Annotated in this window: 26 protein-coding genes; 17 read left to right on the forward strand and 9 right to left on the reverse strand. The window is 55.8% G+C overall.

Annotation, left to right across the window (positions count from 1 at the left end):
• Window positions 1–81: 81 nt before the first annotated feature.
• The 4 genes from E4T21_RS20470 to rdgB form a co-directional block, all read right to left on the reverse strand.
• On the reverse strand, window positions 82–939 hold the full coding sequence (locus tag E4T21_RS20470; protein ID WP_149286789.1) for a 23S rRNA (adenine(2030)-N(6))-methyltransferase RlmJ: 858 nt from the start codon (window positions 937–939) through the stop codon (window positions 82–84).
• A gap of 228 nt (window positions 940–1167) precedes the next feature.
• On the reverse strand, window positions 1168–1866 hold the full coding sequence (locus E4T21_RS20475) for a YiaD family glycine zipper/OmpA-like lipoprotein (protein ID WP_149286790.1): 699 nt from the start codon (window positions 1864–1866) through the stop codon (window positions 1168–1170).
• A gap of 78 nt (window positions 1867–1944) precedes the next feature.
• Window positions 1945–3132: a radical SAM family heme chaperone HemW gene (gene hemW / locus E4T21_RS20480; RefSeq protein WP_149286791.1), complete on the reverse strand. Its 1188-nt coding sequence runs from the start codon at window positions 3130–3132 to the stop codon at window positions 1945–1947.
• A 28-nt stretch (window positions 3133–3160) separates the two neighbouring features.
• On the reverse strand, window positions 3161–3784 hold the full coding sequence (gene rdgB / locus E4T21_RS20485; protein WP_149286792.1) for an RdgB/HAM1 family non-canonical purine NTP pyrophosphatase: 624 nt from the start codon (window positions 3782–3784) through the stop codon (window positions 3161–3163).
• A 341-nt stretch (window positions 3785–4125) separates the two neighbouring features.
• On the opposite strand from rdgB, the gene E4T21_RS20490 reads away from it, so the two are divergent.
• A complete protein-coding gene (locus tag E4T21_RS20490) occupies window positions 4126–4800 on the forward strand; it encodes a LuxR C-terminal-related transcriptional regulator (protein ID WP_149286793.1) in 675 nt (224 codons plus the stop codon).
• A gap of 140 nt (window positions 4801–4940) precedes the next feature.
• Here E4T21_RS20490 and E4T21_RS20495 read toward each other — a convergent pair whose 3' ends face one another.
• Genes E4T21_RS20495 through E4T21_RS20515 form a run of 5 tightly spaced genes read right to left on the reverse strand, consistent with a single transcriptional unit; the run spans window position 4941 to window position 10784 of the window.
• The gene (locus E4T21_RS20495) at window positions 4941–6182 is read right to left on the reverse strand and encodes a P-loop nucleotide/nucleoside kinase family protein (protein ID WP_149286794.1); all 1242 of its coding nucleotides are present in this window, start codon (window positions 6180–6182) and stop codon (window positions 4941–4943) included.
• 18 nt (window positions 6183–6200) lie between these two features.
• Window positions 6201–7487, reverse strand: a complete 1287-nt coding sequence (gene hemL / locus E4T21_RS20500; protein WP_149286795.1) for a glutamate-1-semialdehyde 2,1-aminomutase — start codon at window positions 7485–7487, stop codon at window positions 6201–6203.
• Window positions 7488–7542: 55 nt separating this feature from the next.
• Window positions 7543–8379 carry a bifunctional hydroxymethylpyrimidine kinase/phosphomethylpyrimidine kinase gene (gene thiD, locus E4T21_RS20505; protein ID WP_149286796.1) on the reverse strand — a complete coding sequence of 279 codons (837 nt, stop codon included), beginning with the start codon at window positions 8377–8379 and terminating at the stop codon, window positions 7543–7545.
• Window positions 8380–8390: 11 nt separating this feature from the next.
• On the reverse strand, window positions 8391–8822 hold the full coding sequence (gene hemJ, locus E4T21_RS20510; protein WP_149286797.1) for a protoporphyrinogen oxidase HemJ: 432 nt from the start codon (window positions 8820–8822) through the stop codon (window positions 8391–8393).
• Window positions 8823–8831: 9 nt separating this feature from the next.
• The gene (locus E4T21_RS20515) at window positions 8832–10784 is read right to left on the reverse strand and encodes a chloride channel protein (RefSeq protein ID WP_240349233.1); all 1953 of its coding nucleotides are present in this window, start codon (window positions 10782–10784) and stop codon (window positions 8832–8834) included.
• A gap of 96 nt (window positions 10785–10880) precedes the next feature.
• Between E4T21_RS20515 and argC the strand changes: the two genes are divergently transcribed.
• The 16 genes from argC (at window position 10881) to atpG (ending at window position 25540) form a co-directional block, all read left to right on the forward strand.
• Entirely contained in the window at window positions 10881–11915 is a 1035-nt protein-coding gene (gene argC / locus E4T21_RS20520; RefSeq protein WP_149286798.1) for an N-acetyl-gamma-glutamyl-phosphate reductase, read from the forward strand.
• Between the two features lie 135 nt (window positions 11916–12050).
• The gene (gene erpA, locus E4T21_RS20525) at window positions 12051–12404 is read left to right on the forward strand and encodes an iron-sulfur cluster insertion protein ErpA (protein ID WP_149286799.1); all 354 of its coding nucleotides are present in this window, start codon (window positions 12051–12053) and stop codon (window positions 12402–12404) included.
• 142 nt (window positions 12405–12546) lie between these two features.
• Window positions 12547–13302: a transporter substrate-binding domain-containing protein gene (locus E4T21_RS20530; protein ID WP_149286800.1), complete on the forward strand. Its 756-nt coding sequence runs from the start codon at window positions 12547–12549 to the stop codon at window positions 13300–13302.
• 118 nt (window positions 13303–13420) lie between these two features.
• Complete coding sequence (locus E4T21_RS20535) at window positions 13421–14089, forward strand: amino acid ABC transporter permease (RefSeq protein WP_149286801.1); 669 nt, start codon at window positions 13421–13423, stop codon at window positions 14087–14089.
• Between the two features lie 148 nt (window positions 14090–14237).
• The gene (locus E4T21_RS20540; RefSeq protein ID WP_275898211.1) at window positions 14238–14957 is read left to right on the forward strand and encodes an amino acid ABC transporter ATP-binding protein; all 720 of its coding nucleotides are present in this window, start codon (window positions 14238–14240) and stop codon (window positions 14955–14957) included.
• A gap of 570 nt (window positions 14958–15527) precedes the next feature.
• Window positions 15528–17441 (forward strand): tRNA uridine-5-carboxymethylaminomethyl(34) synthesis enzyme MnmG, encoded by a 1914-nt coding sequence (gene mnmG, locus E4T21_RS20545; RefSeq protein ID WP_149286803.1) that lies wholly within the window; start codon window positions 15528–15530, stop codon window positions 17439–17441.
• Entirely contained in the window at window positions 17438–18097 is a 660-nt protein-coding gene (gene rsmG, locus E4T21_RS20550; RefSeq protein WP_149286804.1) for a 16S rRNA (guanine(527)-N(7))-methyltransferase RsmG, read from the forward strand. Before mnmG ends, rsmG begins: the two co-directional genes overlap by 4 nt.
• Before the next feature lie 180 nt (window positions 18098–18277).
• Window positions 18278–19048 (forward strand): ParA family protein, encoded by a 771-nt coding sequence (locus E4T21_RS20555; RefSeq protein ID WP_149286805.1) that lies wholly within the window; start codon window positions 18278–18280, stop codon window positions 19046–19048.
• A 49-nt stretch (window positions 19049–19097) separates the two neighbouring features.
• The gene (locus E4T21_RS20560; RefSeq protein WP_149286806.1) at window positions 19098–20009 is read left to right on the forward strand and encodes a ParB/RepB/Spo0J family partition protein; all 912 of its coding nucleotides are present in this window, start codon (window positions 19098–19100) and stop codon (window positions 20007–20009) included.
• 337 nt (window positions 20010–20346) lie between these two features.
• Window positions 20347–20733, forward strand: a complete 387-nt coding sequence (locus tag E4T21_RS20565; protein ID WP_149286807.1) for an ATP synthase subunit I — start codon at window positions 20347–20349, stop codon at window positions 20731–20733.
• A 13-nt stretch (window positions 20734–20746) separates the two neighbouring features.
• Window positions 20747–21610 carry a F0F1 ATP synthase subunit A gene (gene atpB / locus E4T21_RS20570; RefSeq protein ID WP_149286808.1) on the forward strand — a complete coding sequence of 288 codons (864 nt, stop codon included), beginning with the start codon at window positions 20747–20749 and terminating at the stop codon, window positions 21608–21610.
• An 89-nt stretch (window positions 21611–21699) separates the two neighbouring features.
• Window positions 21700–21948: a F0F1 ATP synthase subunit C gene (gene atpE, locus E4T21_RS20575; protein ID WP_013334203.1), complete on the forward strand. Its 249-nt coding sequence runs from the start codon at window positions 21700–21702 to the stop codon at window positions 21946–21948.
• A gap of 63 nt (window positions 21949–22011) precedes the next feature.
• Window positions 22012–22482, forward strand: coding sequence for a F0F1 ATP synthase subunit B (locus tag E4T21_RS20580; protein WP_149286809.1), 471 nt, complete (start codon window positions 22012–22014; stop codon window positions 22480–22482).
• A gap of 10 nt (window positions 22483–22492) precedes the next feature.
• Entirely contained in the window at window positions 22493–23032 is a 540-nt protein-coding gene (locus E4T21_RS20585) for a F0F1 ATP synthase subunit delta (RefSeq protein ID WP_149286810.1), read from the forward strand.
• Window positions 23033–23048: 16 nt separating this feature from the next.
• A complete protein-coding gene (gene atpA / locus E4T21_RS20590; protein ID WP_149286811.1) occupies window positions 23049–24593 on the forward strand; it encodes a F0F1 ATP synthase subunit alpha in 1545 nt (514 codons plus the stop codon).
• 71 nt (window positions 24594–24664) lie between these two features.
• Window positions 24665–25540, forward strand: coding sequence for a F0F1 ATP synthase subunit gamma (gene atpG / locus E4T21_RS20595; RefSeq protein WP_149286812.1), 876 nt, complete (start codon window positions 24665–24667; stop codon window positions 25538–25540).
• The last annotated feature ends 42 nt before the right edge of the window (window positions 25541–25582 follow it).

Here is a 25582-nt window from a genome sequence, read left to right on the forward strand (position 1 = left end):
GAAACACTGCATGAATGACGATATTCGTTCCAGATGAACCATCTGCCTTCCCACATCCATGTGGGTCATCGTGAGCACGGTTCATTCTTCCACCAGCCATTCGGCTCGGTGCTGCGCCTGATCCCCTAGTAGCGGCAACCAGTGTTCATAGGCCTGGCCAAGGCGCTCATCGAGCCCCCACGGTGGATTTATCACCAGCATGCCGCTGCCGTACATGCCATGGGCGGACTCCCCTACCGGCTCCCGCAGGATTTCACTACGCCAGATCTTGCGGATGCCGCTGCCTGCAAAGGTTTCCAGCATGGCATGATGACGCCCGGCAGGCAGCAATGGATACCACAACATGACCACCGCGTGGCGCGCCTTGCGCATGGCCTGAATGATCGCTTCAACGACCTCCTGGTATTCATCCTTGCGCTCGAATGAAGGATCGATCAACGCACAGACCCGCGGCGTCGTCGTTGGCAATGACCTGACCAATCCTGCCAGGCCATCGCCATGTACCCTGCGTAATACCTTTTCACGCCCTTTCGGAACCACACTTTCCTCACTGAGATGACGGTGCTCACCAGGATGCAGCTCGAACACTGTCAGGCAATCCTGCTCCCTGAGCCGATGCCCCAACCACCAGGGTGATCCAGGATAGCGCTCAAGCTTCGCACTGCTTTGCAAACTGGCAATGGCATCCAGCCATTCGATCAACAATGGATTGTTCAGCTGATCTCGCGTCATCCATAGCCGCTCGACCCCTTCTCGATACTCCTGCAGCCTCGCTGTTTCAGTTGCAGCAAGAGGATAACTGCCTCGACCGGCATGAGTATCAATGAACGTAATGGATGATTTTTTACGTAACAGATAATCAGATACAGAATATACGCAGATATGCTTGTGAACGTCGGCGAAGTTGCCGGCATGATAGGCGTGTTGATATGAAAGCATGGAGGATTATAGTCGGCAGTGATAATTCAATAATGGTGGGATTACGAAAAGATAGCGGGTTTCAGGAGGTTCGTCCCGTGTGGATGACAGAAAAACTCGCACCCAGAGGCTACACCAATACAGCGGAGCAGAAACATTCGCCAAAGCTGGGAATGAAAAAGCCCGTCACCGGTTAGTGACGGGCAGAGAGTATTCAACACATCGCCAGGAGATCCTGGCAACCATGCATCAGCCAGTGGTGGTTTGCTGTTGCGGCTGCTGACCGGTCGGAGTCAGGGTGATTTCGACGCGACGGTTCTGGGCACGCCCTTCTTCCGTGTCATTGCTGGCAATAGGTTGATTCTCGCCATATCCCATCATGGCCAGACGGTTGGCAGCCACACCACGGCCCTGCAGGTAGCTGCCTACGGCTTGTGCACGACGCTCGGATAGCTTCTGGTTGTAGCCAGCATCCCCTGTGGAATCGGTATGACCCGCGATGTTGATGGTGGTTTCCGGATACTGGGTCAGAACATTGGCCACGTCATTCAATGCCGTGGAGGCATTGCCGGTAAGATCGGATGAGTCAAAGCCAAAGGTGACACTGCTCGGCATGTTGAGCACGATATTATCGCCCTGGCGATCAACCTCGATACCGGTGCCTTGCATACTTTGACGCAGTTCGCGTTCCTGCTTGTCCATGTAGGCGCCAATACCACCGCCTACAGCAGCGCCGGCAGCAGCACCGATCAGGGCACGGTCACGCTTGCTGGTGCTGCCATCACCACTGATGGCACCAGCGGCAGCACCTACAACAGCACCTACAGCAGCGCCAATACCGGTATTGTTGCGATCAGTCTGCTGTCCAGAATAGGGGGATGACGAAGCACAACCAGCGAGAAGGGCAGCGGCGGCCAGGGGGGCAATCAGTCGGATAGTACGGCTCATGCGTCAATGTCTCCTGACTTTATTAAACGCGACGGTATTAAACGCGATGATTTTAAACGCGATAGTGAAGCTGCTCGATTATTCGTCATCAGAGAGCAGCGCAAGAAGGTCGTTCAAGAATAATAGACCTTGAGGCGTAGCTTGCAGTGTCTCGCGGTCTTGCACAAGAAGTCCTTTTTGTCTCGCTACATGGAGACACTTTTCCAGCTCATCCCGCGGCCGACCGGTATATGCCTGCCAGGTCGACAGTGCCACTCCATCGACCAGACGCAGCGCATTCATGGCGAACTCGATCAGAATGTCCTTGTCACCGATGGCACGGGACCCCGCAATGAAACCACGAGGATCCTGCAGACGGCGCAGGTAGGCATCAGGCTGGCGGGTCTTCCAGCGTCGCTCGATGTACAGTTTGTCAGCATCCCACTGACTCAGTTTGGCATGGGCTCCTGCGCCGATACCAAGATAGTCGCCAAAGTGCCAGTAATTGAGATTATGCCTCGATTGCCGTCCTGGCCGGGTATAAGCGGAAATCTCATAACGACGCAGACCCGCCTGTTCCAGGCGGGCATGTCCCAGGTCCTGGATATCCCACAATATCTCATCATCGGGTAATACTGGCGGATGGGAATGGAACTCGGTGTTGGGCTCCACCGTCAACTGATACCAGGACAGGTGTTCCGGTGCCAGCTCCAGAGCCTGATCGAGATCGGCCAGGGCAGATTCTGGTGTCTGCCCTGGCAAACCATGCATCAGATCCAGATTGATATTATCGAAACCTGCCTCACGCGCCTCGGCAACTGCCAGCAACGCATCATCTCCATCATGAATGCGTCCGAGCGCTTTCAGTTGAGCGTCCTGAAAGCTCTGCACTCCCAACGACAGACGATTGATACCCGCCTCGCGATAGGCTGCAAAGCGTCCGCGCTCCAAGGTCCCGGGGTTGGCTTCCAGGGTAATCTCGATATCATCGGCAAAGGGTACCCGCTGCGCTACTGCCGCCAATAATCGACGATAGAAATCACCCGACATCAGGCTCGGCGTCCCTCCACCGATAAAGATGCTGCGCAAGTGGCGGTTGCCTGCCAACGCCATGTCGGCCTCGAGATCAGCAACCAGTGCGGCAAGATAGTCCTGCTCCGGCAACTCCTCACGGCCTTTGTCGCCAGAACGGCCGATACCATGGGAATTGAAGTCGCAATAAGGGCACTTGCGCACGCACCAGGGTACGTGAACGTACAAAGCCAGAGGGGGGAGGGCAGTGTTCATTGCATGATCATCGCACATTATCCGGTCATCACAGAGCTGACATACCTTCGAGGTGCGACAGTAGTGTCGCCATTGCACGCCCACGATGACTGAGACGATTCTTTTCTTCGCTGCTGAGTTCAGCCGCGGTCATGCCACTCTCCGGAATCCAGAACAATGGATCATAGCCAAAACCACCATCACCACGCGGGTGAGCAAGAATCTCGCCATGCCAATGTTCCTGGACAATCAGCGGAACCGGATCTTCGGCGTGGCGCAGCAATACCAGCACACACCAGTAACTGGCACCACGTTGACCCTCCGGCACATCGCGCAGTGCATCGAGCAACTTGGCATTGTTGCGCTCATCGCTCTTCGGTTCGCCAGCATAACGCGCGGAATAGATGCCAGGCTGTCCCCCCAATGCATCTACCGCCAGACCAGAATCATCTGCCAATGCTGGGCGCCCACTGATACGACAGGCCTCACGAGCCTTGAGCAAAGCATTCTCGACAAAAGTGGCCCCAGTTTCATCGACTTCGGGAACATTGAATTCAGACTGAGCTCGAACATCTATACCCAGAGGGAGGAGTAGGGCCGAGAGTTCTTTCAGCTTGCCCGCATTGCCGCTGGCCAGGACAAGTTCTGTGGAAGAGGAAAAAGATTGGGACATGAGAGCGCTTTCTTGGAATGACCGGTGGATGATGCCGATGGCAGAACACCTCGGCTGGCGATACTTTAGCATGCCTATTCGCCATCCCGCGCAAGTCTCGTTATTGACATTCCCTCTTGACTTGAATCGAGGGGGAGATTCACCAGCATGCCAATCCTTTAGAACTAAAACATAAGAACTAGAATATCCATCATTAAGGATAAATTTTTCCTAATAGTACTGTGAATTGGTTACATAATCTTACACAATGGCTAGGGAAGGTCCAGAATGATCCTCTCTTCCCCCTGTGTCAGACCATCCCTGACAGGCGGAGATCGTAGGATGGTAAGGAGGCGGCTGAGATGAATGACACTACTGCGCAGATCGTACTGGTAACGGACCACAATCCCCAGTCACTGCTGTTCATCAACTATATTCAGGAGCAGTTCCACTGCCCAGTATCCATCGCAGCACCTACAGATGTTCTTGATGCCAATGCTACTACCAGGACACTGGTGTTGATGGATGCTGATCATGTTGATGATAACGCCATGCAACACTGGCAGGACCAGGTGACTCAGAGCATTGAATTGATTCTCACGGCCTTTAACCTGCGTGATGAGGAACATGCTCTGGAGGTTCTCTCCTTCATGCATCTGCGCGGCGTTTTCTATCGTCAGGATAGCCTGGAGCGTATCTGCAAAGGCATTTCTCGACTGTTCGAAAGCGATGAGCTGTGGATGTCCCGGCCACTGATGACCCGCCTGATCGAGTTCTCCCGGCGCCAGCAGTTGAATGCTTATCGTCCTGCCTGCGGCCTGACACAGCGAGAGATGGAGATCATCGGGCTGCTCGGCTCGGGAGCCTCCAACATGGAAATCGCCGAACGCCTATGTGTCAGTGAGCACACCGTGAAGTCTCATCTTTACAATGTGTTCAAGAAAATCCGTGTCAGCAACCGGCTTCAAGCCGTCAACTGGGCCCGCCAGAACCTGGGAACACCGCCTCCGCGCCACCACACCAGCACTGGCAGTTGACCGATAGGGCCTGAGCCGTCTTAGTCAGATGGCTCGAGTATGAGTGAAGACTATGCCCTTGGGGCAATGACTTACCCACAGACATAAGAAAACCGGGACCTCAGGCCCCGGTTTTCTTGCGTGCACACCACGTCATGCGATCACAGCATCCGAATGTGCTCTTCAATCAGGCTGGCCAGTGTTTCTGCAGCATTATTGGCCGTACTGTCGAGATGCACCAGGTGCAGGCGCTCTTCTTCGGTGAAAGCTTCGAAGGAGTCCTGCTGGGCAGCTAGTACCGCAAGACTCAACGATTCATTCTTCTGATTGCGACGAGCACGTTTACTGATACGCTGCCGTAGTGTCTCTTCATCAGCCTCGAAACTGACAATCAACACCGGCAAGCCCCTGGCCTCCGCCTGCCAACGCAGCAGATCACGCTGCTTGCGCTCAAGGAAAGTCCCATCGACACACACCATGAACCCTGCATCCAGCAGGATACCGGCACAGGCGGCCAGGCGCTGGTATGTCTTTTCAGTGGCTTCACGACTGTAGATATCCACAGACGCAAGCGAATCACGCTCCAGTGGATTCAATCCATGCAAGGCGAGACGCTGTGAATCGGAACTCAAGCGCACAGCCCCGAGGCGCCCGACAATGGCTTTCGTGAATCGGCTCTTGCCGCTGCCGGATACTCCAACACCGATGATCAACGGTGGAAAACGGAATTCCGCGTGCCGCTCGGCCAACCCAAGATAACGGCGAAACGTCTTCATGGTTTCTGCCGCCAGGGACGGGCGCTCATTGCCGCCAGCCTGACGCCGCTGCAGTGCACGACGCATTCCGGCCATGGCTTCCACCACTTGAAGAACTGTCAACACACGCGCCAGTTCATAATCGCCACTGCGCCGCAGATAGCCATCCAGCGCCTGATGAGACAGGCTCATCTCATCTCGCAACTCCAGCTCGACACGCAGGCTGGCCAGGTCATGTCCTGGATCGGCCAGGACAGGATAATCAAAAGGCTCAGGATCCTGAGCGGCACTCTGAGTAATGACCAGGCGACCGTTGTCGGTCAACCTCACATCGGCATATTCCATGTACCAGCGGCTGGGACGCAAACGATCGCGACGGGCCTCGATAATCGGCGCCAGGCGCTGAAGGTCCTGATCGAGCCATTGTTTCAAGGCAGCCAGACGCTGTACATCATCCTCAGTCGTGAGCAAGGCGCTGCACACAGCATATTCGGACTCGATACGCTGCTGCAGAACCTCCATGGGATCAGGCAGCTCAGCATCTGGCTCCATGGGTTCGGCATGGAACCCGGCCACCGCATCCAGCAGTTCATCAAGGGTGAAGGGGTCCAGGATGGTTTCCTTCACTGAGGCGTCATTGCCAGTCATGGTGGGCTCCTGTCAGACCTAAGACGTCATTTGAGCAAAGGCATGCTCAGCAGCATCCAGCGTTACCTGAATGTCTTCTGGAGTATGGGCGCTGGACATAAAGCCTGCCTCATAGGCAGACGGCGCCAGATATACTCCACGATCAAGCATGGCAGTGAAGAAGCGACGGAACGCTTCATCATCACAGGCAATGGCCTGAGCAAAATTGTCGACTCGACTCTGGGCAGTGAAGAACACACCGAACATGCCTCCGGCACGCTGAGTGATCATATCAATACCTGCTGCCTGAGCTCGCGCCTCTAGACCATTACACAAGGTATCGACCCGCTGTGCCAGCGCATCATGGAATCCAGGCTGTCTCACCTTGTTCAATAACGTGACACCAGCCGCCATGGCCAGGGGATTACCAGACAGGGTGCCGGCTTGATACACCGGGCCCAGCGGCGACAGTTCAGACATGATCTCGCGACGGCCACCAAAGGCGCCGACCGGCATGCCACCACCAACGATCTTGCCTAGGCAAGTCAGGTCGGGATCGACGCCGAAATAGGTCTGTGCTCCCCCGAGGGCTACCCGAAAGCCCGTCATTACCTCATCAAAGATCAGTATGCTTCCATAGCTGTCACAGACCTTGCGCAGGGTTTGCAGGAATCCAGGCTGAGGGGGAATGCAGTTCATGTTACCTGCCACGGGCTCAACGATAATGCATGCGATCTGGCTGCCAACTTCCTCGAAACACTGCTCTACAGCATCGATATCATTGAAAGAGAGTGTGATGGTGTGATCTGCCAGAGAAGCAGGTACCCCAGGCGAGCTTGGCTCACCATGGGTCAACGCTCCAGAGCCGGCTTTCACCAGCAGCGAGTCACTATGGCCGTGGTAGCAACCTTCGAACTTCACGATCTTGTCGCGACCGGTATACCCCCTGGCCAGTCGAATCGCTGACATGGTGGCTTCAGTACCGGAATTGACCATGCGTACCATCTCGATGTTGGGCATGATCTCGCAGATAAGGTCCGCCATGGTGGTTTCCACGGCCGTCGGCGTACCGAAGGATAGCCCCTTGTCGAGACTTTCACGCACGGCAGCAAGCACCTCAGGATCAGCATGACCGGTAATCATCGGTCCCCAGGAGCCGACATAGTCGACATAGCGCTTGCCCTCCACATCATACAGGTAGGCTCCCTTGGCATGCTCCATGAACACAGGGGGACGATGCATCCCCTTGAAGGCTCGTACCGGTGAATTGACCCCCCCGGGAATATGCCGACAAGCCTGTTCGAAGAGCTCAGCAGATGTGGTCATGAAAACCTCTTTGTGGATAACTCTGTGAAAAGCACGGGATAATTCTTTGCCCTCATCATAACCCGACCTCGTCCATGGAAAAGCATGGAACAGGCATCTGCCACAAACGACGAGGCAGATATTGCCCGCTGCCAGCTTGCCAGCCGTGGGCCAGTGCTTGCCAGGTAAACACCTGGGCCTGTTCACAGGCCTGAACCAGGGATTCACCCGCGGCCAGACGCGTGGCCAGCGCAGATGCCAGGGTACAACCAGAGCCATGGTAGCGGCCATCGAGACGCGGCCAGGTCCATTGACGATCCACATCAGGTGCATGCAGCGTGTGGGCTACCTTGTCCTTCGCCACCTGCTCCAGAGGCTCATCAGTCCCTGTCACCAACAGGGCCTGACAGCCTTGACGCATCAGGCTCACCGCGCGCTCTGTATCGTCGTGATAATCCTTTCCTGCCAGACGCGCCAATTCGTGACGATTGGGCGTCAGGATGTCGATCCAGGGCAACAAACGCTCGCAATAAGCATCGATAAGTTCCTGAGTTGCCAGATCGCAGCCACCTCCAGCGCGCAATACCGGGTCTGCTACGACAGGAATGCCCGGGCGAGTACGTACGACATCGACCACCGCATCCAGCACTTCAATATCAGCAATCAACCCTATCTTGATGGCAGACACCGAAATGGCTTCCAATGCCGCAGCAGCCTGCAGAATACCTTCTGCGGGTACCGACGAAACCGCCAATACATTGTCACAGTCCTGTGCGGTCAGAGCCGTCGGGATGGTCAAGGCCCAACCACCGCAAGCTGAGACGCTTTCAGAGTCTGCAATAATCCCTGCTCCTCCGGTGGGATCATGTCCGGCCAATACCAGGACCCCGGGAAGGTTGGGTTGCCAATTCATGTTAAGAGCAGTCAAAACGGCTTCACCACAACAAGGATGACAATAGCCACCAGCGCTACAACTGGTAACTCATTGAATATACGAAAAAACTTATGACTCCGCTGGCAGCGATTTTCTGCCAACTGCTTCATGTAGATCAAACAGACATGATGATAGGCAACCAGCAGCAGGACAGCGAAAAGCTTGGCATGCAACCAGCCCATGTGTAGCCATGCCGGATTGAGCCATAGCAGAACGATCCCAAGGAGCAGAGACACTACCATGGAGGGCGTCATGATACCGCGATAGAGCTTGCGCTCCATGACCTTGAAAGTGTCCATGCTGGTGTATTCGCCTTTGTCCCGAGCCATGGCGTGGTACACGAACAGGCGGGGCAGATAGAACAAGGCAGCAAACCAAGCTACCACGGCCATCAGGTGAAAAGCTTTTATCCACAGGTACATACTGGCTCCTCAGGCTGTGGATGAATCAGAAATGCGATAGTACGCCTCGATTGCCTCTCGAGTGATGATACCGGAAATTCTCTTCTGCCTAGCATGGTAACCGTGCTCTACGTATAGCCCATCGACCTTGCGCTCATTGAGGACAATCAAAGCCTCCGACAGTGTTGCCTGCAGAGAAATGGCAGCCAGGTCCATACGATGCCCAGGGATTTCCAGCAGATCCAACGTCTCGGCCTCGCTGTTCTTGCCCTGGTCGCCTTCCCCATCTTCGACACGCTCCTGGCTCCCACTCAACTCACTCGCTTCTTCGCTCTCATTGCGAGAGGCAGTATCCATGATCTCCTCATCCTCCGCAGATGTCAGGGGTGGCCTGGCTTTTTCGCGGGAATCCTTCTTCTGGCCATGACTCTGCTCAGAGGAGGGAGTGGCATGCTTGTTTTCCAGCTCCATTAGCCATAGCGCCAGGTCTGCCGCTTTCAGTGCCAAGGTAGGCTTGTCATCAGAGGAACGCTCGATCAGGATCCACATGGGGTTGCTTTCAAGCAAAGACTTGGCCTGATCCTTGTCGATCCGACGCCGGGTGCGCGCAATACTGCGCTCCATGACCGCAGGTACCGATACTCGAGACAAAGCCTGCATCAAAGGGTGCTGCAAGGGATGCATGCCCTTGCGCTTGATGTTGATAAATATCCCATCACAGCGACACAGTTGCCGCGCGGTGAGCCCGGAGACCACCACCGCCAGCATTCCTGGCAACAAAATATGCGGGTGGTGTGTCAATTCAAGCAGCGCCATCAATGCCGCCAAAGGTGCCTGCAATACGGCTCCCATCATCGCCGCCATGCCGATCATGGCGAAGAGCCCGGGATCGGCAGCTTTACCTGGCCATAGCCAGACGCCAAACAGCCCCATCAGTGCCCCAGCAGCAGCGCCTATCACTAGTACCGGGCCTATGATGCTCACCGGTACACCACAAGCCACAGAGAAGGCCGTGAGCAACAGCTTGCCTAACGCCAAGGCTACCAATACATCCACGGTCAATTTGCCAAACAAGGCATCGGACAGGCTGTCATAGCCAATCCCCTGTACCTGGGGATAACTCCAGGCCAATGCAGCAGCCAGCGCTGCTACCAGGGCAAAACGCAACCACATGGGCAAGCTGCCAACGCGCGCACTGCGCGCGACATGCAGGAACAATCCTGCCAGCAGGCCTATGCCAAAGGCCATGATGACGATCCAGTAGAAATTGAACAGCGATCCCATCGCCAATTCGGGTACAGCGAAGGCTGGCTCAGAACCATAGACCAGTTGAGATATCACTGCGGCCATGCAGGCGGCCAGAATGACAGGCATGAAACCGACGATGGTGTATTCCATCATCACCACTTCCATGGCGAAAATGACCCCGGCAATCGGTGTATTGAAAGAAGCTGAAATCCCTGCCGCAGTACCACAGGCCACCAACACCCTCAGGCTGTTATGCGGCAACCTGAGCAATTCCCCCATGCCGCTGGAAGCCGCTGCACCAAGGTGGATCGCCGGTCCCTCACGCCCCGCGGAAAGCCCGCCCATCACGGACAGGGCTCCGATCCACCATTGATTGATCCAGTTGCGCATAGGAAAGCGCCCCTGATGGTCGGTCAATCGCTCGATGACATGACCTACCCCAACCTTGCGAGCAGCAGCGGGTTGCCGCCAGAGCAACATACCGATCACGAAGACCGCCAGGATCGGTAGCAGCACACGTACTGTTCTGGACAGTTGCTCGAAGGCTTCCGGGTCGCCATGAGGCATGAAAACGACAGCTCCCAGCATCAGCAAGGAACGAAACAACACCATGAAGCTACCGGTAATCAATCCGCTCAATACGCCTAGCACGCATAGCTGCGGAAGTGCGTCGACATTTGCCAGTTGTCGACGGAAGGTATCAAGACTGAAGCCCGACAGACGGATACGTGGCACAGAACTTTCCTTGATCGAGGAACAAGAGTTTCCTTAAGCGGTGTTACCCTTGTGTATCATAGAGCGAATGATGTCCCCATATACAGGAGCACCCAAGTGATCAAGGTTGGAATTGTCGGCGGTACTGGCTATACCGGCGTCGAGCTGCTCAGGCTTCTGGCACGTCACCCCCATGTCGAAGTCGAGGCCATTACCTCCCGAAGCGAGTCAGGCCTGGGGGTCTGTGAACTATATCCCAACCTGCGTGGGCACTACGATGAACTGCGCTTCTCCGAGCCCGATCCGCAACGCCTGGGTAAGTGCGATGCCGTATTCTTTGCTACGCCTCATGGGGTTGCTCATGCTCTGGCTGGAGAATTGCTGGAGCAGGGTACTCGTATCATCGATCTGTCAGCCGACTTCCGTATACGCGATGCCGAGCTTTGGGCTGAGTGGTACGGCCAGCCTCATGGCGCCCCTGAGCTGCTTGAGGAGGCTGTCTATGGCCTGCCGGAAGTCAATCGTGAACGTATTCGCTCTTCACGCCTGATCGCGGTTCCCGGCTGTTATCCCACTGCGGTACAGCTCGGCTTCCTGCCATTGCTCGAAGCCGGCCTGGTCGACCCGCAACACTTGATTGCCGACTGCAAGTCCGGCGTCACAGGTGCCGGACGTGGCGCCAAGGTACCGTCTCTGCTGGCTGAAGCCAGTGAGTCTCTCAAGGCCTACGGCGCATCGGGACATCGTCATCTACCGGAAATCCGTCAGGGCCTGGGAGATGCGGCTGGCGATAATGTCGGCCTGACCTTCGTGCCCCATCTGACGCCGATGATCCGTGGTATTCACGCGACACTTTATGGGCGTCTGACCAGTGAGCCTGGCGATTTGCAGAAACGCTTCGAAGAGCGCTATGCCAATGAGCCCTTTGTCGACGTGATGCCTCCCGGCAGTCACCCGGAAACGCGTAGCGTCAAGGGCGCCAACATGTGCCGCCTGGCCATTCACCGCCCAGGCGGCGGCGATACCGTGATCGTGCTTTCAGTGATCGACAACCTGGTCAAGGGAGCTTCTGGTCAGGCTGTGCACAACTTGAACCTGATGTTTGGCTTCGATGAGACTGCAGGTCTCGATGCTCCGGCGATCATGCCCTGATCAAGCGATCGCACCAGGTCTGGCCGCTTCCTGTCGTCTGATAGGAGGCGATCAGCAGGATAAAGTTGACCAAATTAGTGGGAATTCCGGATAATACGGTGTTGATCGCCATTCACCGATTTCCGGAGCTCTACCATGAGCGGTGCCGAATCCTTCATTCCCACGCCTCTGATGCTTTCAGACAATGCACGTCGCCGCCTGCAGGCCCTCAAGGCCGATGAAGGCAACGACCGTCTTTCTCTGCGAGTCTACGTTACAGGAGGAGGGTGTTCAGGTTTTCAGTATGGCTTCGATGTAGCCGATGCCATCAACGAAGATGATACCGAAATCCCCTTTGGCGATGTGTCACTGGTGATCGATCCCCTTTCCTACCAGTATCTTGTCGGCTCCACCATAGACTATGAAGAAGGCCTCGCAGGCGCGCGCTTCCTGGTCCAGAACCCCAATGCCACCAGCACTTGTGGCTGTGGCGCCTCCTTCATGGTGTAAGCGAGTACTTGCTTGCCAGCCTCCTGGCCTTGAAATGGCCACGATTTTCGCCCTATTGAAAATTCACGTAACTTGACCCTTTTATCTCAAGTCAGCCATGGTAGTTGGGGTATTCGACAATAACTCCAACAGGGGAAACCCCATGAAAACCGCACTGACTTCCACGGCTCTCGCAGCAGTGATGATGATCGCGGGCGCTGGCCTTGCACATTCCGAAACCCTGACCGTCGCCACTGATCCTAGCTTCGTCCCCTTTGAGATGATGGACCAGAAATCCGGCGAAATGGTCGGATTTGACATGGATATCATTGCGGAATTGAGCGAACGGGCCGGTTTCGACTACGAAGTCCGCACCATGGATTTCAACGGCATCATTCCCGCTGTACAAACCGGTAACGTGGATATTGCCATTGCTGGCATCACGATTACCGATGAACGAGCCAAGATCGTCGACTTCTCCGATCCCTATTACGACAGTGGTCTACAGATTCTGGTCAAGGCCGACCAGGAGGACGTCACCAGCATAGATGACCTCTCGGGCATGCGCGTGGGTACCAAGATTGGCTCCACCAGCTTCGACTACCTGCAGGAAACGCTCGGAGAAACATCGACCATCACGCCTTATCCAGGCTCTGCTGACATGTACATGGCCTTGCTTGGCGGTAGCGTCGATGCCGTCTTCTATGATGCTCCCAATGTCGGCTACTTCTCTCAGACACGAGGCAAGGACAAGGTCAAGGTTGTTGGCCCGCTCTACGAAGGGCAGCAATACGGCATCGTCTTCACCAAGGACAGCGAATGGGTCAAGCCTGTCAACGAGGCCCTGGCTTCCATGAAGGAAGACGGTACCTACGACAGCATACATGCCAAGTGGTTTGGTTCCTCTAGCGACGAGTGATTTCACTCTCGTCACACCGAGGTTCTCACGTGATACCTGTGAAAGAAGCGAAAGGGCCGGATCATCATCCGGCCCTCTTTGCATTTTCCCTGACTCTACTGCTCGAGGGAGATCTTGAGTGAACTCCAACTTTACATTTGACTGGTCGGCAGCATTTTCCTCCATTCCCCACCTGCTGACGGGCATTCCTTATACACTGCTGATCTCCATCGCCGGTCTAGCCATCGGCTTTTTCATCGGCATCTTCTTCGGCCTGTTGAGAATATCTCCCAGTCGCTGGCTACGCGTTCCCGCCATCGTCTATATCGAAATATTCCGTGGCACTCCGGTGCTGGTCCAGGTCCTGTTCATCTTCTACGGCCTTTCCGACGTGATCGGCCACATTGGCCCGCTTACTGCCGGTATTGCTGCCATTGCTGTCAATTCCGGAGCCTATATCTCTGAAGTCGTGCGTGGAGGCATCCAGTCCATCGAACGAGGTCAACGCGAGGCTGGCCTGTCTCTGGGCCTGTCGCGCTTGAATACCTTCCGTTACATCATCTGGCCCCAGGCTTTCCGACGCATGATTCCCGCATTGGGAAACCAGGGCATCATCAGCATCAAGGACACCTCTCTGTTCGCCGTCATTGGAGTAGGGGAGCTCGTTCGCCAAGGCCAGATCTACATTGCCACCACCTTCACGGCTCTGGAGGTATACCTGATGGTGGCCCTGATGTACCTGGCCATCACCTTAACCCTGTCCTTGCTCCTGCGTCTGCTGGAACGCAGGGGATTGGTAGGCCAATAACCCACCCGTACTGGACCTCTCTACTTCAATGGTCTCAACGACAGGACAACATGACATGAGCCATTCACTCAGCACTAGCGCAAGTACTAGCACAAGTACTAGCACAACAGCTCACAAAGACGGTGAATCCATCGTCAGACTGCGCAAATTGAACAAGTACTATGGTGCGCATCATGTATTGAAGAATATCGATCTCGACGTCAGCCACGGTGAAGTCGTCGTCATCATCGGCGCCAGTGGCTCCGGTAAGTCCACTCTGATCCGCTGCATCAATGGACTGGAAGAGTTCCAGCAGGGCCAGCTACGTGTCGATGGCCACGACCTGCGGCCCTATGGCAAGGCTACCCGTGCCCTGCAGACCATTCGCACGGAAGTCGGCATGGTGTTCCAGCAATTCAACCTCTTTCCTCACCTAAACGTGCGCGACAACATCACCCTGGCGCCGACCAAGGTGAAGGGCAAGAGCATGGCGCAGGCAATGGAAATTGCCGAACGTCTCCTGGATAGGGTTGGCATCCGCGATCAGGCGGACAAGTATCCTTCTCAGCTTTCAGGGGGCCAGCAACAGCGCGTCGCCCTGGCCCGGGCTCTGGCCATGGAGCCACGGCTGATGTTGTTTGATGAACCAACCTCGGCGCTGGACCCAGAGATGATAGGGGAAGTGCTCGATGCCATGCGCGAGCTGGCTCGGGACGGCATGACCATGATGATCGTTACCCATGAGATGGGGTTTGCCCGGGAAGTCGCCGACAGAGTGATCTACATCCACCAGGGTGAAATTGTCGAGCAGGGGCGCCCTGATGAAGTCTTCGACAATCCCCAGAATGAAAGGACACGGTCCTTCCTTTCCCGGGTATTGAAACATTAGATGGAATGTCAGTCCCTTCTGGATTGAACGCGAAAAGCCACCTCTGCAGGCCCTCGATCCCCTGGCGAGCTTATCGACAGGGGATTTTTTGCCTGTGGATAAAAAAACCAGGTTTATCCCTCTAGCCCAGATATCGTACGGGTTTCAGGCTAATCCGTCTCTTGTTCACCTCTACGGTGACAAGTCTCCTTCAGGTCGGTGGATAACTGGTGGACCCTGTCGGATGTGGGTAACCTAGGGTTTCATCCACAGCATCAAGACAGGGAGTCCGCAGCTCATTGGCCTCTTCTCCAGAACATTGTAAACAGTATATCTTGTTGTTTTTAAAACTAGGCTCAATGTTTTCCACAGAAATTACCCACAACAGTAGTAACTATTACAACAGAACTTCTTTCTTTTTATATGTATTGTTTAATTAGAAATGAGAGGGTGGGGGAGCTGGCTAACCAGGGTGTGGAAAACCCTGACGTTTACCCACAAGGGGCGTATACTGGCGGGCTGATCTTCGACATATCCCTGATGTCCTATTAAATTTTTGCGCTGGCGCCTGAGCGCCAAACGAGGTGAACCTTGGAGTATCCCGACCGCTTTGACGTCATCGTCATCGGCGGTGGCCATGCTGGAACGGAAGCTGCCCTGGCCTCTGCCCGCATGGGTTGCCAGACCCTGCTGCTGACACACAACATCGAAACCTTGGGCCAGATGTCCTGCAATCCCGCTATTGGCGGGATTGGCAAGAGCCACCTGGTCAAGGAGATTGATGCGCTTGGTGGTGCCATGGGTCTGGCAACGGACCTCGGGGGCATTCAGTTTCGCGTGCTCAATGCACGCAAAGGACCTGCTGTACGTGCTACCCGGGCCCAGGCCGATCGCATTCGCTACAAGGCAGCCATTCGCCACATTCTGGAAAACCAGCCCAATTTGACGCTGTTCCAGCAGGCGGCTGGGGACCTGGTCGTTGAAAATGACACTGTGAGGGGCGTAGTCACTGAAACCGGCATACGGTTCATGGGTGAAACTGTCGTGTTATGCACAGGGACTTTTCTCGGCGGGGTTATCCACATTGGCCTGCAGCAGAGTCGAGGCGGCCGTGCCGGTGACCCGCCTTCCAACGCCTTGGCTGAGCGTCTGCGCGCACTGCCATTCCGGGTTGATCGCCTGAAGACCGGGACTCCTCCGCGTATCGATGCCAAGAGCGTGGATTTCTCCAGGCTCGAGGAGCAACCGGGGGATACTCCAATTCCGGTAATGTCCTATCTCGGCTCCCGGGAGATGCATCCACGTCAGGTCAGTTGCCATATTGCTCACACCAATGAGCAGACTCACCAGATCATCTTCGATAATCTCGACCGTTCACCGATGTTTTCCGGTGTCATCGAGGGTGTCGGTCCGCGCTATTGCCCATCCATCGAGGACAAGGTGCATCGCTTTGCCGACAAGGCTAGCCATCAGGTGTTCATCGAGCCCGAAGGCCTTGATACACATGAGCTATACCCAAATGGTATTTCTACGTCATTGCCATTTGATGTGCAGCTCAAGGTGGTGCGTTCCATGGTGGGGCTGGAAAATGCGCACATAACCCGGCCGGGTTATGCCATCGAGTATGACTTCTTCGATCCTCGCGATCTGAAGCATTCACTGGAAACCAGATTTATCCACAACCTGTTTTTCGCAGGGCAGATCAATGGCACTACGGGATACGAGGAAGCAGGGGCTCAAGGCCTGCTTGCTGGTCTCAATGCCGCCTTGCGTGCCAAGGAGCAGGATGCCTGGTGTCCACGTCGTGACGAAGCCTATCTCGGCGTTCTGGTAGATGACCTGATCACTCTCGGCACCAAAGAGCCTTACCGCATGTTCACGTCACGTGCGGAATACCGCTTGTTGCTGCGTGAGGACAATGCCGACATGCGGCTGACGGAACAGGGCCGTAAACTGGGCCTGATCGATGATGAACGTTGGGCCAGTTTCTCTGCCAAGCGCGAAGCGGTTGAAAGCGAGAGCGCACGTCTCAAGGCCTCCTGGGTTCAACCGGGAACTGCAGCAGCAGCCAAGGTTGAAGCAAGTACAGGAAAGCCTTTGTCTCGGGAATACAACCTGATGGATCTGCTCAAGCGACCGGAGCTGGTCTACCACGATGTAGCTGGTCTGTTGGGAGAAGCTGTCGCCGACGAGCAAGTTGCCGAACAAGTGCAGATCCAGGCCAAGTACCAGGGTTACATCGATCGTCAGCAGGACGAAATCGACAAGCTCAAGCGCCATGAATCGATGGCCCTGCCCGAAGATCTGGATTACAACGCGATCGAGGGGTTGTCACATGAAATTCGCCAGAAGCTCAACGATGCCCGTCCTGCGACGCTGGCTCAGGCTGGGCGTATTTCAGGTGTGACACCTGCTGCTGTTTCCATTCTTTTGATTTATATGAAGAAACGTCATCTGATCAAAGAAGTGGCAACCACACCGAGCAATGAGCAGGTAGCCGGATGACGTCAGCTTTGACTTCTGCACTGGAACAACAGATCGCTGATCGCCTTGCACAGGGGCTCGCGGAACTAGGGGTTGCCTGTGATGCTGGCCAGCAGGACAAGTTGGTGGCGCTGGTGGGGTTGTTACACAAGTGGAATCGCGCTTATAACCTCACCGCTGTTCGAGACCCGCTGGACATGGTGTCGCGACATTTGCTCGACAGTGCTTCCATTCTGCCCTGGGTCAAGGGACCTAGGGTTCTGGATGTTGGTGCGGGGCCTGGCCTTCCGGGATTGGTATTGGCCATTCTGGAACCGTCTCTGGAGGTCACTCTGCTTGACAGCAATGGCAAGAAAGTACGCTTCCAGCGTCAGGCTGTCATGGAACTGAAGTTGACCAATGCCACTCCTGTTCAAGCTCGGGTCGAAGCCTTCGAGGCGCCACCTGGTGGTTTCGATCAGGTTGTTTCCCGTGCTTTTGCCAGCCTGGCGGACTTTGTTGAACTGACCCGGAATCTTGTGGCTGACGATGGTCAATGGCTAGCGATGAAAGGGCCTGCTGTGGATGATGAACTGGCTGGGCTAGTCACCAATGTTAGTCAGGCATCGCGTCATTCGCTGAAAGTCCCTTTCGAGCCCGGCAGTCGTGAACTGGTCATTTTGGAACCATCGGTTTAGAAACAGGGAAGAAACATCTAGCGCTGGAACCTGACGCCTCAGGCCGCTAGTCTCTATCCCCAAGTTCCAGGTTTGGCATGAAAGGTCTCAGCGAGAGCAGACAACTTTCGTACAATGCCTGGCCAGAGGCCGAGCTGTTCGGCCATCTGTCGCCCGAGAACACCGAACAAGGATGACGACGTGACCAAAATCATCGCCGTGACCAACCAGAAGGGCGGAGTCGGAAAGACCACTTCTGCCGTCAACTTGGCTGCGAGTCTCGCGGCATTGGATCGTCGAGTACTGATGGTCGATCTCGACCCCCAAGGCCATGCCACCATGGGAAGTGGGGTCGACAAGCATAACCTGGATGGCAGCGTGCTGGATGTGATCCTCGGCGAGAAACGTCCTGTCGAGGTAATCCTCGACTGTCCTGAAGCCGGTTATGCCTTGATGCCTGGCAATGGTGACCTGACCGCAGCCGAAGTCGAACTGCTCGAGCGTGAAGATGGCCGAGAACGCAGTCTGGCTCAGGCGCTTGGCGAGGTCTCCAATGAGTATGACGTCGTATTGATCGACTGCCCGCCGTCACTCAACATGCTGACCGTCAATGCCCTGACCGCGTCCAATGGCGTACTGATTCCCCTGCAGTGTGAGTTCTATGCCCTCGAGGGCCTGTCGGCATTGCTTGATACCGTCGAGCAGATCAAGGATAGCGTGAACCCTTCTCTGGAGATCTACGGTATCCTGCGTACCATGTTCGATTCTCGTAACAGCCTTACGCGCGATGTCAGTAAGCAGCTGCGAGATTATTTTGGTGACGCATTGCTCAAGACCACGATTCCACGCAATGTGCGAGTTGCCGAAGCGCCCAGCCATGGGCTTCCAGTGACCAAGTACGCACGTTTCTCGCGGGGTAGCCAGGCTCATCGAGTGCTGGCCAAGGAACTGATTCGCCGGTTGTCTCTGTAGTAAGCGTTTTTTTGATGCAGTGTCTGCTTTGTGAGATGAGGGGAAGTCGATGACCCGTAAACGCGCCTTGGGACGTGGCCTGGATGCTCTGATCGGTGCTGGAGCTCGCCGTCGCGAAAGCCTGGACTTGCCCGAAAGCGGACTCGATGGCAACGAAGGCGCAGTCGATGCCGCACTTGGCGTTCAGGATCGCCTTGAACGCTTGCCACTTGGCCAGTTGAGTCGGGGAAAGTACCAGCCGCGTCGTGACATCCGTCCTGAAGCTCTGGAAGAGCTTGCAGACTCCATTCGTGCTCAGGGGGTCATGCAGCCCATTGTGGTCCGACCCATCGGGCCCGATCGTTATGAAATCATCGCAGGTGAGCGACGTTGGCGTGCATCCCAACTCGCCGAACTGGATGTTATTCCAGCAGTGGTGCGTGATGTTACCGATGAAGTTGCACTGGCCCTGGCCCTGATCGAAAACATTCAGCGTGAAAATCTCAATCCTGTTGAAGAGGCCCTGGCGCTCAAGCGTCTGATCGATGAGTTTGAGTTGACCCAGCAGCAGGTTGCCGATGCCGTGGGACGTTCCCGGGCACAGGTAGCCAACCTGTTACGTCTGTTATCTCTGGATCCTGAAGTTCAGACCTTGCTCGAGCGTGGTGATCTGGATATGGGACATGCGCGTGCGCTGCTTACCTTGCCGCCACTCAAGCAGCGCAAGGCCGCCCATGAAGTGGTCAACAAGGATCTTACCGTGAGGGCCACTGAAGCCTTGGTCAAGCAATTGACCAGCGATAAACCCAAGACCACCAAACCTTCTCCGCCAAGCCAGGATGTAGCGCGCCTGGAAACACGCCTGGCCGAAGTGTTGGGAGCACCGGTAAAAATTCAGCATGGAAAGGCTGGCAAGGGAAAAGTGATGATTCAGTACTCCAGCCTTGACGAACTTGATGGAATTCTCGCGCATATTCGCTGAAAAGAGCGGGAATGTGGAGTGTTCTACCGCTTTTATGATGAAAAGAGAATGTAGTAAATAGGCGTATTATTCTATTTGCTTGCTAATTAATATAGCGACAAGTTCTGCGCATTTAGTCGAAAACTTGCGACAAGTACGCGCAAATACATACTACTTCGGTTGAAGCAGTAAGTTCCCTTCCCTATAATCGCGCCGAAGTCTGTCAGTGGTTTGGCATCCACTGACAGCAAGACGATGGAAAATACGCTTGCACGAAAAGGCATCACCGGTAGGTTGATCAGTGAGTTACTGGTGATACGCAAGTTGCACAGACCACGCGGCGCAGCAGGAGAGACCCTTGGCGGCCAGTATTCAACGACCCCAGGTAAAACGACTGCTGCAGGTGCAATTGGCCGTGGTGGCACTGCTGAGTGCGCTTGCAGGGATTGGTTTTGGCGTATCCGGTGCGGCTTCAGCTGCAACGGGAGGGCTGGTTGCCTTTTTGCCCAATGCTTTCTTTGCCTGGCGCGTATTTCGCTATCAGGGAGCGCGATACTCCCGAGCCATCGTCAATAGTTTCTATCGTGCGGAAGCCGGCAAGTTCGGTTTGACGGCGGCGCTGTTCACTCTAGTGTTCATCGCAGTGCCTCCTTCAAACCCAACTTTTTTCTTTGGCGCTTACGTGGTGACGTTGTTCGTTCATTGGCTGGGTCCCTGGCTGGTGAAACGTCCGTCGCACACATAAATAAGAGGCTCGCATGGCAGGCACGAATCCGACTCCGACGGAATATATCCAGCACCACCTGCAGAACCTGACGTTTGGTCTGCATCCGGATCATGGCTGGAGCATCGCGCACTCCGCTCAGGAAGCTTCCGACATGGGCTTCTGGGCCATTCACCTGGATACCATGGGATGGTCCATTGGTCTGGGCCTGATTTTCCTGTGGGTGTTCAAGAAAGCAGCCAATGCAGCGACAACAGGCGTTCCTGGTGCATTGCAGAACTTTGTCGAGCTGATGGTCGAATTCGTCGATAACTCGGTGAAGGACACGTTCCATGGCAAGAGCAAGCTGATTGCTCCGCTGGCGCTGACGATCTTCTGCTGGGTGTTCCTGATGAACCTCATGGACCTGGTGCCGGTGGATTTCCTGCCTATGCTGGCAGCGAAGATCGCTTCCTTGTTCGGCGCTGATCCTGCCCATGTTTACTTCAAGGTCGTACCGACCACAGACGTCAATGCCACCATTGGCATGTCTCTCTCTGTATTTGCCCTGATCATCATCTACACCATTCGTGCCAAGGGTTTCAGCGGCTTCATTGGTGAACTGACTCTGCATCCGTTCAACTCGCCGAACAAGCTGGTCCAGGCGCTGTTCATCCCGGTCAACTTCCTGCTTGAAACAGTGACCCTGCTGGCCAAGCCGATCTCACTGGCGCTGCGACTGTTCGGTAACCTTTACGCCGGCGAGCTGATTTTCATCCTGATTGCCATGATCGGTTTGTGGCAGCTGCCTCTGCACTTCACCTGGGCGGTGTTCCATATCCTGGTCATCACTCTGCAGGCCTTCATCTTCATGATGCTGACCATCGTCTATCTGAGCATGGCGGTGGAGAAGCACTAACCGCTTCACCCTTAGAACACCCTAAACCACTAACCCTTAATCAACCCTTAACCCACTAAACCACTAACTCGAAAATTGGAGAGACCAACATGGAAGCACAAGTTCTGGGTATGACCGCCATCGCCGTGTCCCTGCTGATCGGCCTGGGTGCCCTCGGTACCGCTATCGGCTTCGGTATCCTCGGTGGCAAGTTCCTGGAAGGCGCTGCTCGTCAGCCGGAAATGATCCCGATGCTGCAGGTCAAGATGTTCATCGTTGCTGGTCTGCTCGACGCCGTGACCATGATCGGTGTAGGTATCGCGCTGTTCTTCACCTTCGCTAACCCGTTTGTCGGTTAATGCGCTGGCTCGAGAGAGCCATCGACCCGTTAACCCCAAACCCGTAACGCGAGAGGTGCTGGCGTGAACCTGAACCTTACCCTAGTCGGCCAGGCTATCGCCTTTGCGTTCTTCGTCTGGTTCTGCATGAAGTTTATTTGGCCGCCGGTCATGCAAGCTCTGCAGGAACGTCAGAAGAAGATCGCCGATGGTCTGGATGCTGCCAGCCGTGCGGCGCGTGATCTTGAAGTGGCCGAGCAAGAGGCCAGCGAGACACTGCGCAAGTGCAAGGAAGAGGCAGCTGCGATTCTGGAGCAGGCCCAGAAGCAGGCTAACCAGAAGCTTGAGCAGGCTCGCGAGGATGCCCGTCTTGAAGGCGAGCGCATGATCGCCAAGGCCAAGGCCGAGATCGAGCAGGAAGTGACCCGTGCGAAGGAAGATCTGCGCGGACAAGTGTCACGCCTTGCGATCCTGGGCGCTGAGCGAATCCTGGAGTCCTCCATCGACGAGAAGCAGCATGCTTCCATCGTCGACAAACTCGCCAAAGAGCTCTGAGGAGGTGACCATGGCGGAAGCGTCAACTATCGCTCGCCCCTACGCCAAGGCTGCTTTCGAGTACGCCCTGGCGAAAGGCGCGCTCGACGACTGGTCCGGCATGTTGGCCCTTGTGGCGCAGGTCGTCAGCGATGACGATCTGCGTTCCCGAGTGCTCGATAATCCCAAGCTGTCCAGCGCACAGAAGGCTGATGTTGTCGTCGACGTCTGTGGTGAAGCCGTCAATGACGATCTCAAGAACTTCATCCGTCTGGTAGGCCAGAAAGGCCGCCTGATGGCGCTCGACGTCATCGCCGAGCAGTTCGAGGCGTTGAAGGCTCAGCAGGAGAAGCGCATGGAGGTGGAGATCCTGTCCGCCTTTGCGCTTTCCGAGGCACAGGAACAATCGCTCGCGAGTGCACTGGCCAAGCGTCTGGACCGCGAAATCTCCATTACCACTCAGGTGGATCCATCGCTTCTGGGCGGCGTGATCCTGCGTGCCGGTGATACCGTCATTGACGGTTCGGTACGTGGTCGATTGAGCCGTCTCCAGGACGTCCTTTCCGCCTGAGTCTGAGGGACATGGCATGCAGCAACTGAATCCTTCCGAGATTAGCGACATCATCAAGCAGCGTATCGAAAAGCTGGATGTCGCTTCTGAAGCCCGTAATCAGGGCACGGTCGTCAGTGTGTCTGACGGTATCGTGCAGATTCACGGCCTCGCCGACGCAATGTTCGGTGAGATGATTGAATTCCCCGGCGGCGTCTTTGGTATGGCCCTGAACCTCGAGCGCGACAGTGTCGGCGCCGTGGTCCTGGGAGACTATCTGCAGCTGGAAGAGGGCATGACTGCCCAGTGTACTGGCCGTATCCTTGAAGTGCCGGTGGGTCCTGAGCTGCGCGGTCGCGTAGTTGATGCCCTCGGTAATCCGATCGATGGCAAGGGTGACCTGGGCACTTCCCTGACTGACGCAGTCGAGAAGGTTGCTCCGGGCGTTATCACCCGTCAGTCGGTCGATGAGCCGATCCAGACAGGCTTCAAGTCCATCGATGCCATGGTGCCGATCGGCCGCGGTCAGCGTGAGTTGATCATCGGTGACCGTCAGATTGGTAAGTCGGCCATCGCCATCGACACCATCATCAACCAGAAAGGCAAGGACGTCACCTGCGTCTATGTGGCCATCGGCCAGAAGCAGTCGACCATTGCCAACGTGGTGCGCAAGCTCGAAGAGCATGGCGCGATGGATCACACTATCGTGGTTGCCGCTGGTGCCGCTGACCCGGCTCCGATGCAGTTCCTTGCTGCCTACTCCGGCTGCACCATGGGTGAGTACTTCCGTGACCGTGGTGAAGATGCCCTGATCGTTTACGATGACCTGTCCAAGCAGGCTGTGGCGTATCGTCAGGTGTCCTTGCTGCTGCGTCGTCCGCCGGGCCGTGAAGCCTATCCTGGTGACGTCTTCTATCTCCACTCTCGTCTGCTCGAGCGTGCAGCTCGCGTCAATGCCGACTATGTCGAGAAGTTCACCAACGGTGAAGTGAAAGGCAAGACCGGCTCTCTGACCGCTCTGCCGATCATCGAGACTCAGGCTGGGGACGTTTCCGCTTTCGTTCCGACCAACGTGATCTCCATCACCGATGGTCAGATCTTCCTCGAGACCGACCTGTTCAACTCAGGTATCCGCCCGGCCATCAATGCTGGTCTGTCGGTATCTCGTGTGGGTGGTGCTGCTCAGACCAAGATCATCAAGAAGCTTGGTGGTAGCGTGCGTCTGGCTCTGGCCCAGTACCGCGAACTGGCAGCTTTCTCCCAGTTCGCTTCCGATCTGGATGAAGCTACCCGCAAGCAGCTGGAGCATGGTCAGCGTGTCACCGAGCTGATGAAACAGGCTCAGTATGCGCCCATGTCCGTGGCCGAAATGGCTATCTCCCTGTACGCCGCTAACGAAGGCTACCTGGACGATGTCGAAGTCAAGAAGGTACTCGACTTCGAACATGCTCTGCATGAGTTCATGAAGTCCGAGTATGGCGCGCTGATCGACAAGATCAACGAGTCCGGCGACTACAGCAGCGAGATCCAGGACGGTCTGAAGCAGGGTCTCGACAAGTTCAAGGCCACTCAGAGCTGGTAATCCCCTCGGGCCCGCCTTCGGGCGGGCCGTGTGGACAACATTCTGAGGGTCACGAACAAAGGTAGATCGCCATGGCAGTCGGAAAAGAGATTCGCACCCAGATCGGGAGCATCAAGAACACGCAGAAGATCACCAATGCGATGCAGATGGTGGCGGCGTCGAAGATGCGCAAGACCCAGGATCGGATGAAGGCTACCCAGCCTTACGCCCAGCAGATCCGTGCCGTCGTTGGTCACCTCTCCCAGGCTACCCCGGAGTACAAGCATCCGTGGCTGGAAGAGCGTGAGGTCAAGCGTGTTGGCTACATCGTCGTTTCCACTGACCGTGGTCTGTGCGGCGGCCTGAACGTCAACCTGTTCAAGGCTGTGGTCAACGACGCCCAGGCATGGCACAACAAGGGCGCTGAGCTCGATTTCTGTGCCCTTGGCAGCAAGGCTGGCGGTTTTTTCCGTAAGTACGGTGGAAACCTGGTCGCCTCCAAGAGTGGCCTGGGTGAAACGCCGAGTCTTGATGACCTGATCGGTAACGTGAAGGTGATGCTGGATGCCTATGATTCAGGCTCCATCGATCGTCTCTACGTGGTGTACAACGAATTCGTCAATACCATGACGCAGACGCCGGTCGTCCGTCAGCTGTTACCGCTGACCATGGACTCCGCTGCGGATGATGACGAGAACAAGCGTCCCAGCAGTTGGGACTACCTGTATGAGCCGGATGCCAAGGCGCTGCTCGATAGCCTGCTCGTGCGCTATGTGGAAGCGCAGGTGTATCAGGCTGTGGTCGAGAATGCGGCCTGCGAGCAGGCGGCACGCATGATCGCGATGAAGAGCGCCACCGACAATGCTGGCAACCTCATCGATGAACTGGAGCTGGTGTACAACAAGGCCCGTCAGGCGGCCATTACCCAGGAAATCTCCGAGATCGTTGGTGGTGCTGCAGCGGTATAGCGTCGGTTGGTTCTGAACCTGGGCGCCACATCGGGCGCTGGT

It is taken from the genome of Halomonas binhaiensis (assembly GCF_008329985.2).
In the GTDB taxonomy this organism is placed as follows: domain Bacteria; phylum Pseudomonadota; class Gammaproteobacteria; order Pseudomonadales; family Halomonadaceae; genus Halomonas; species Halomonas binhaiensis.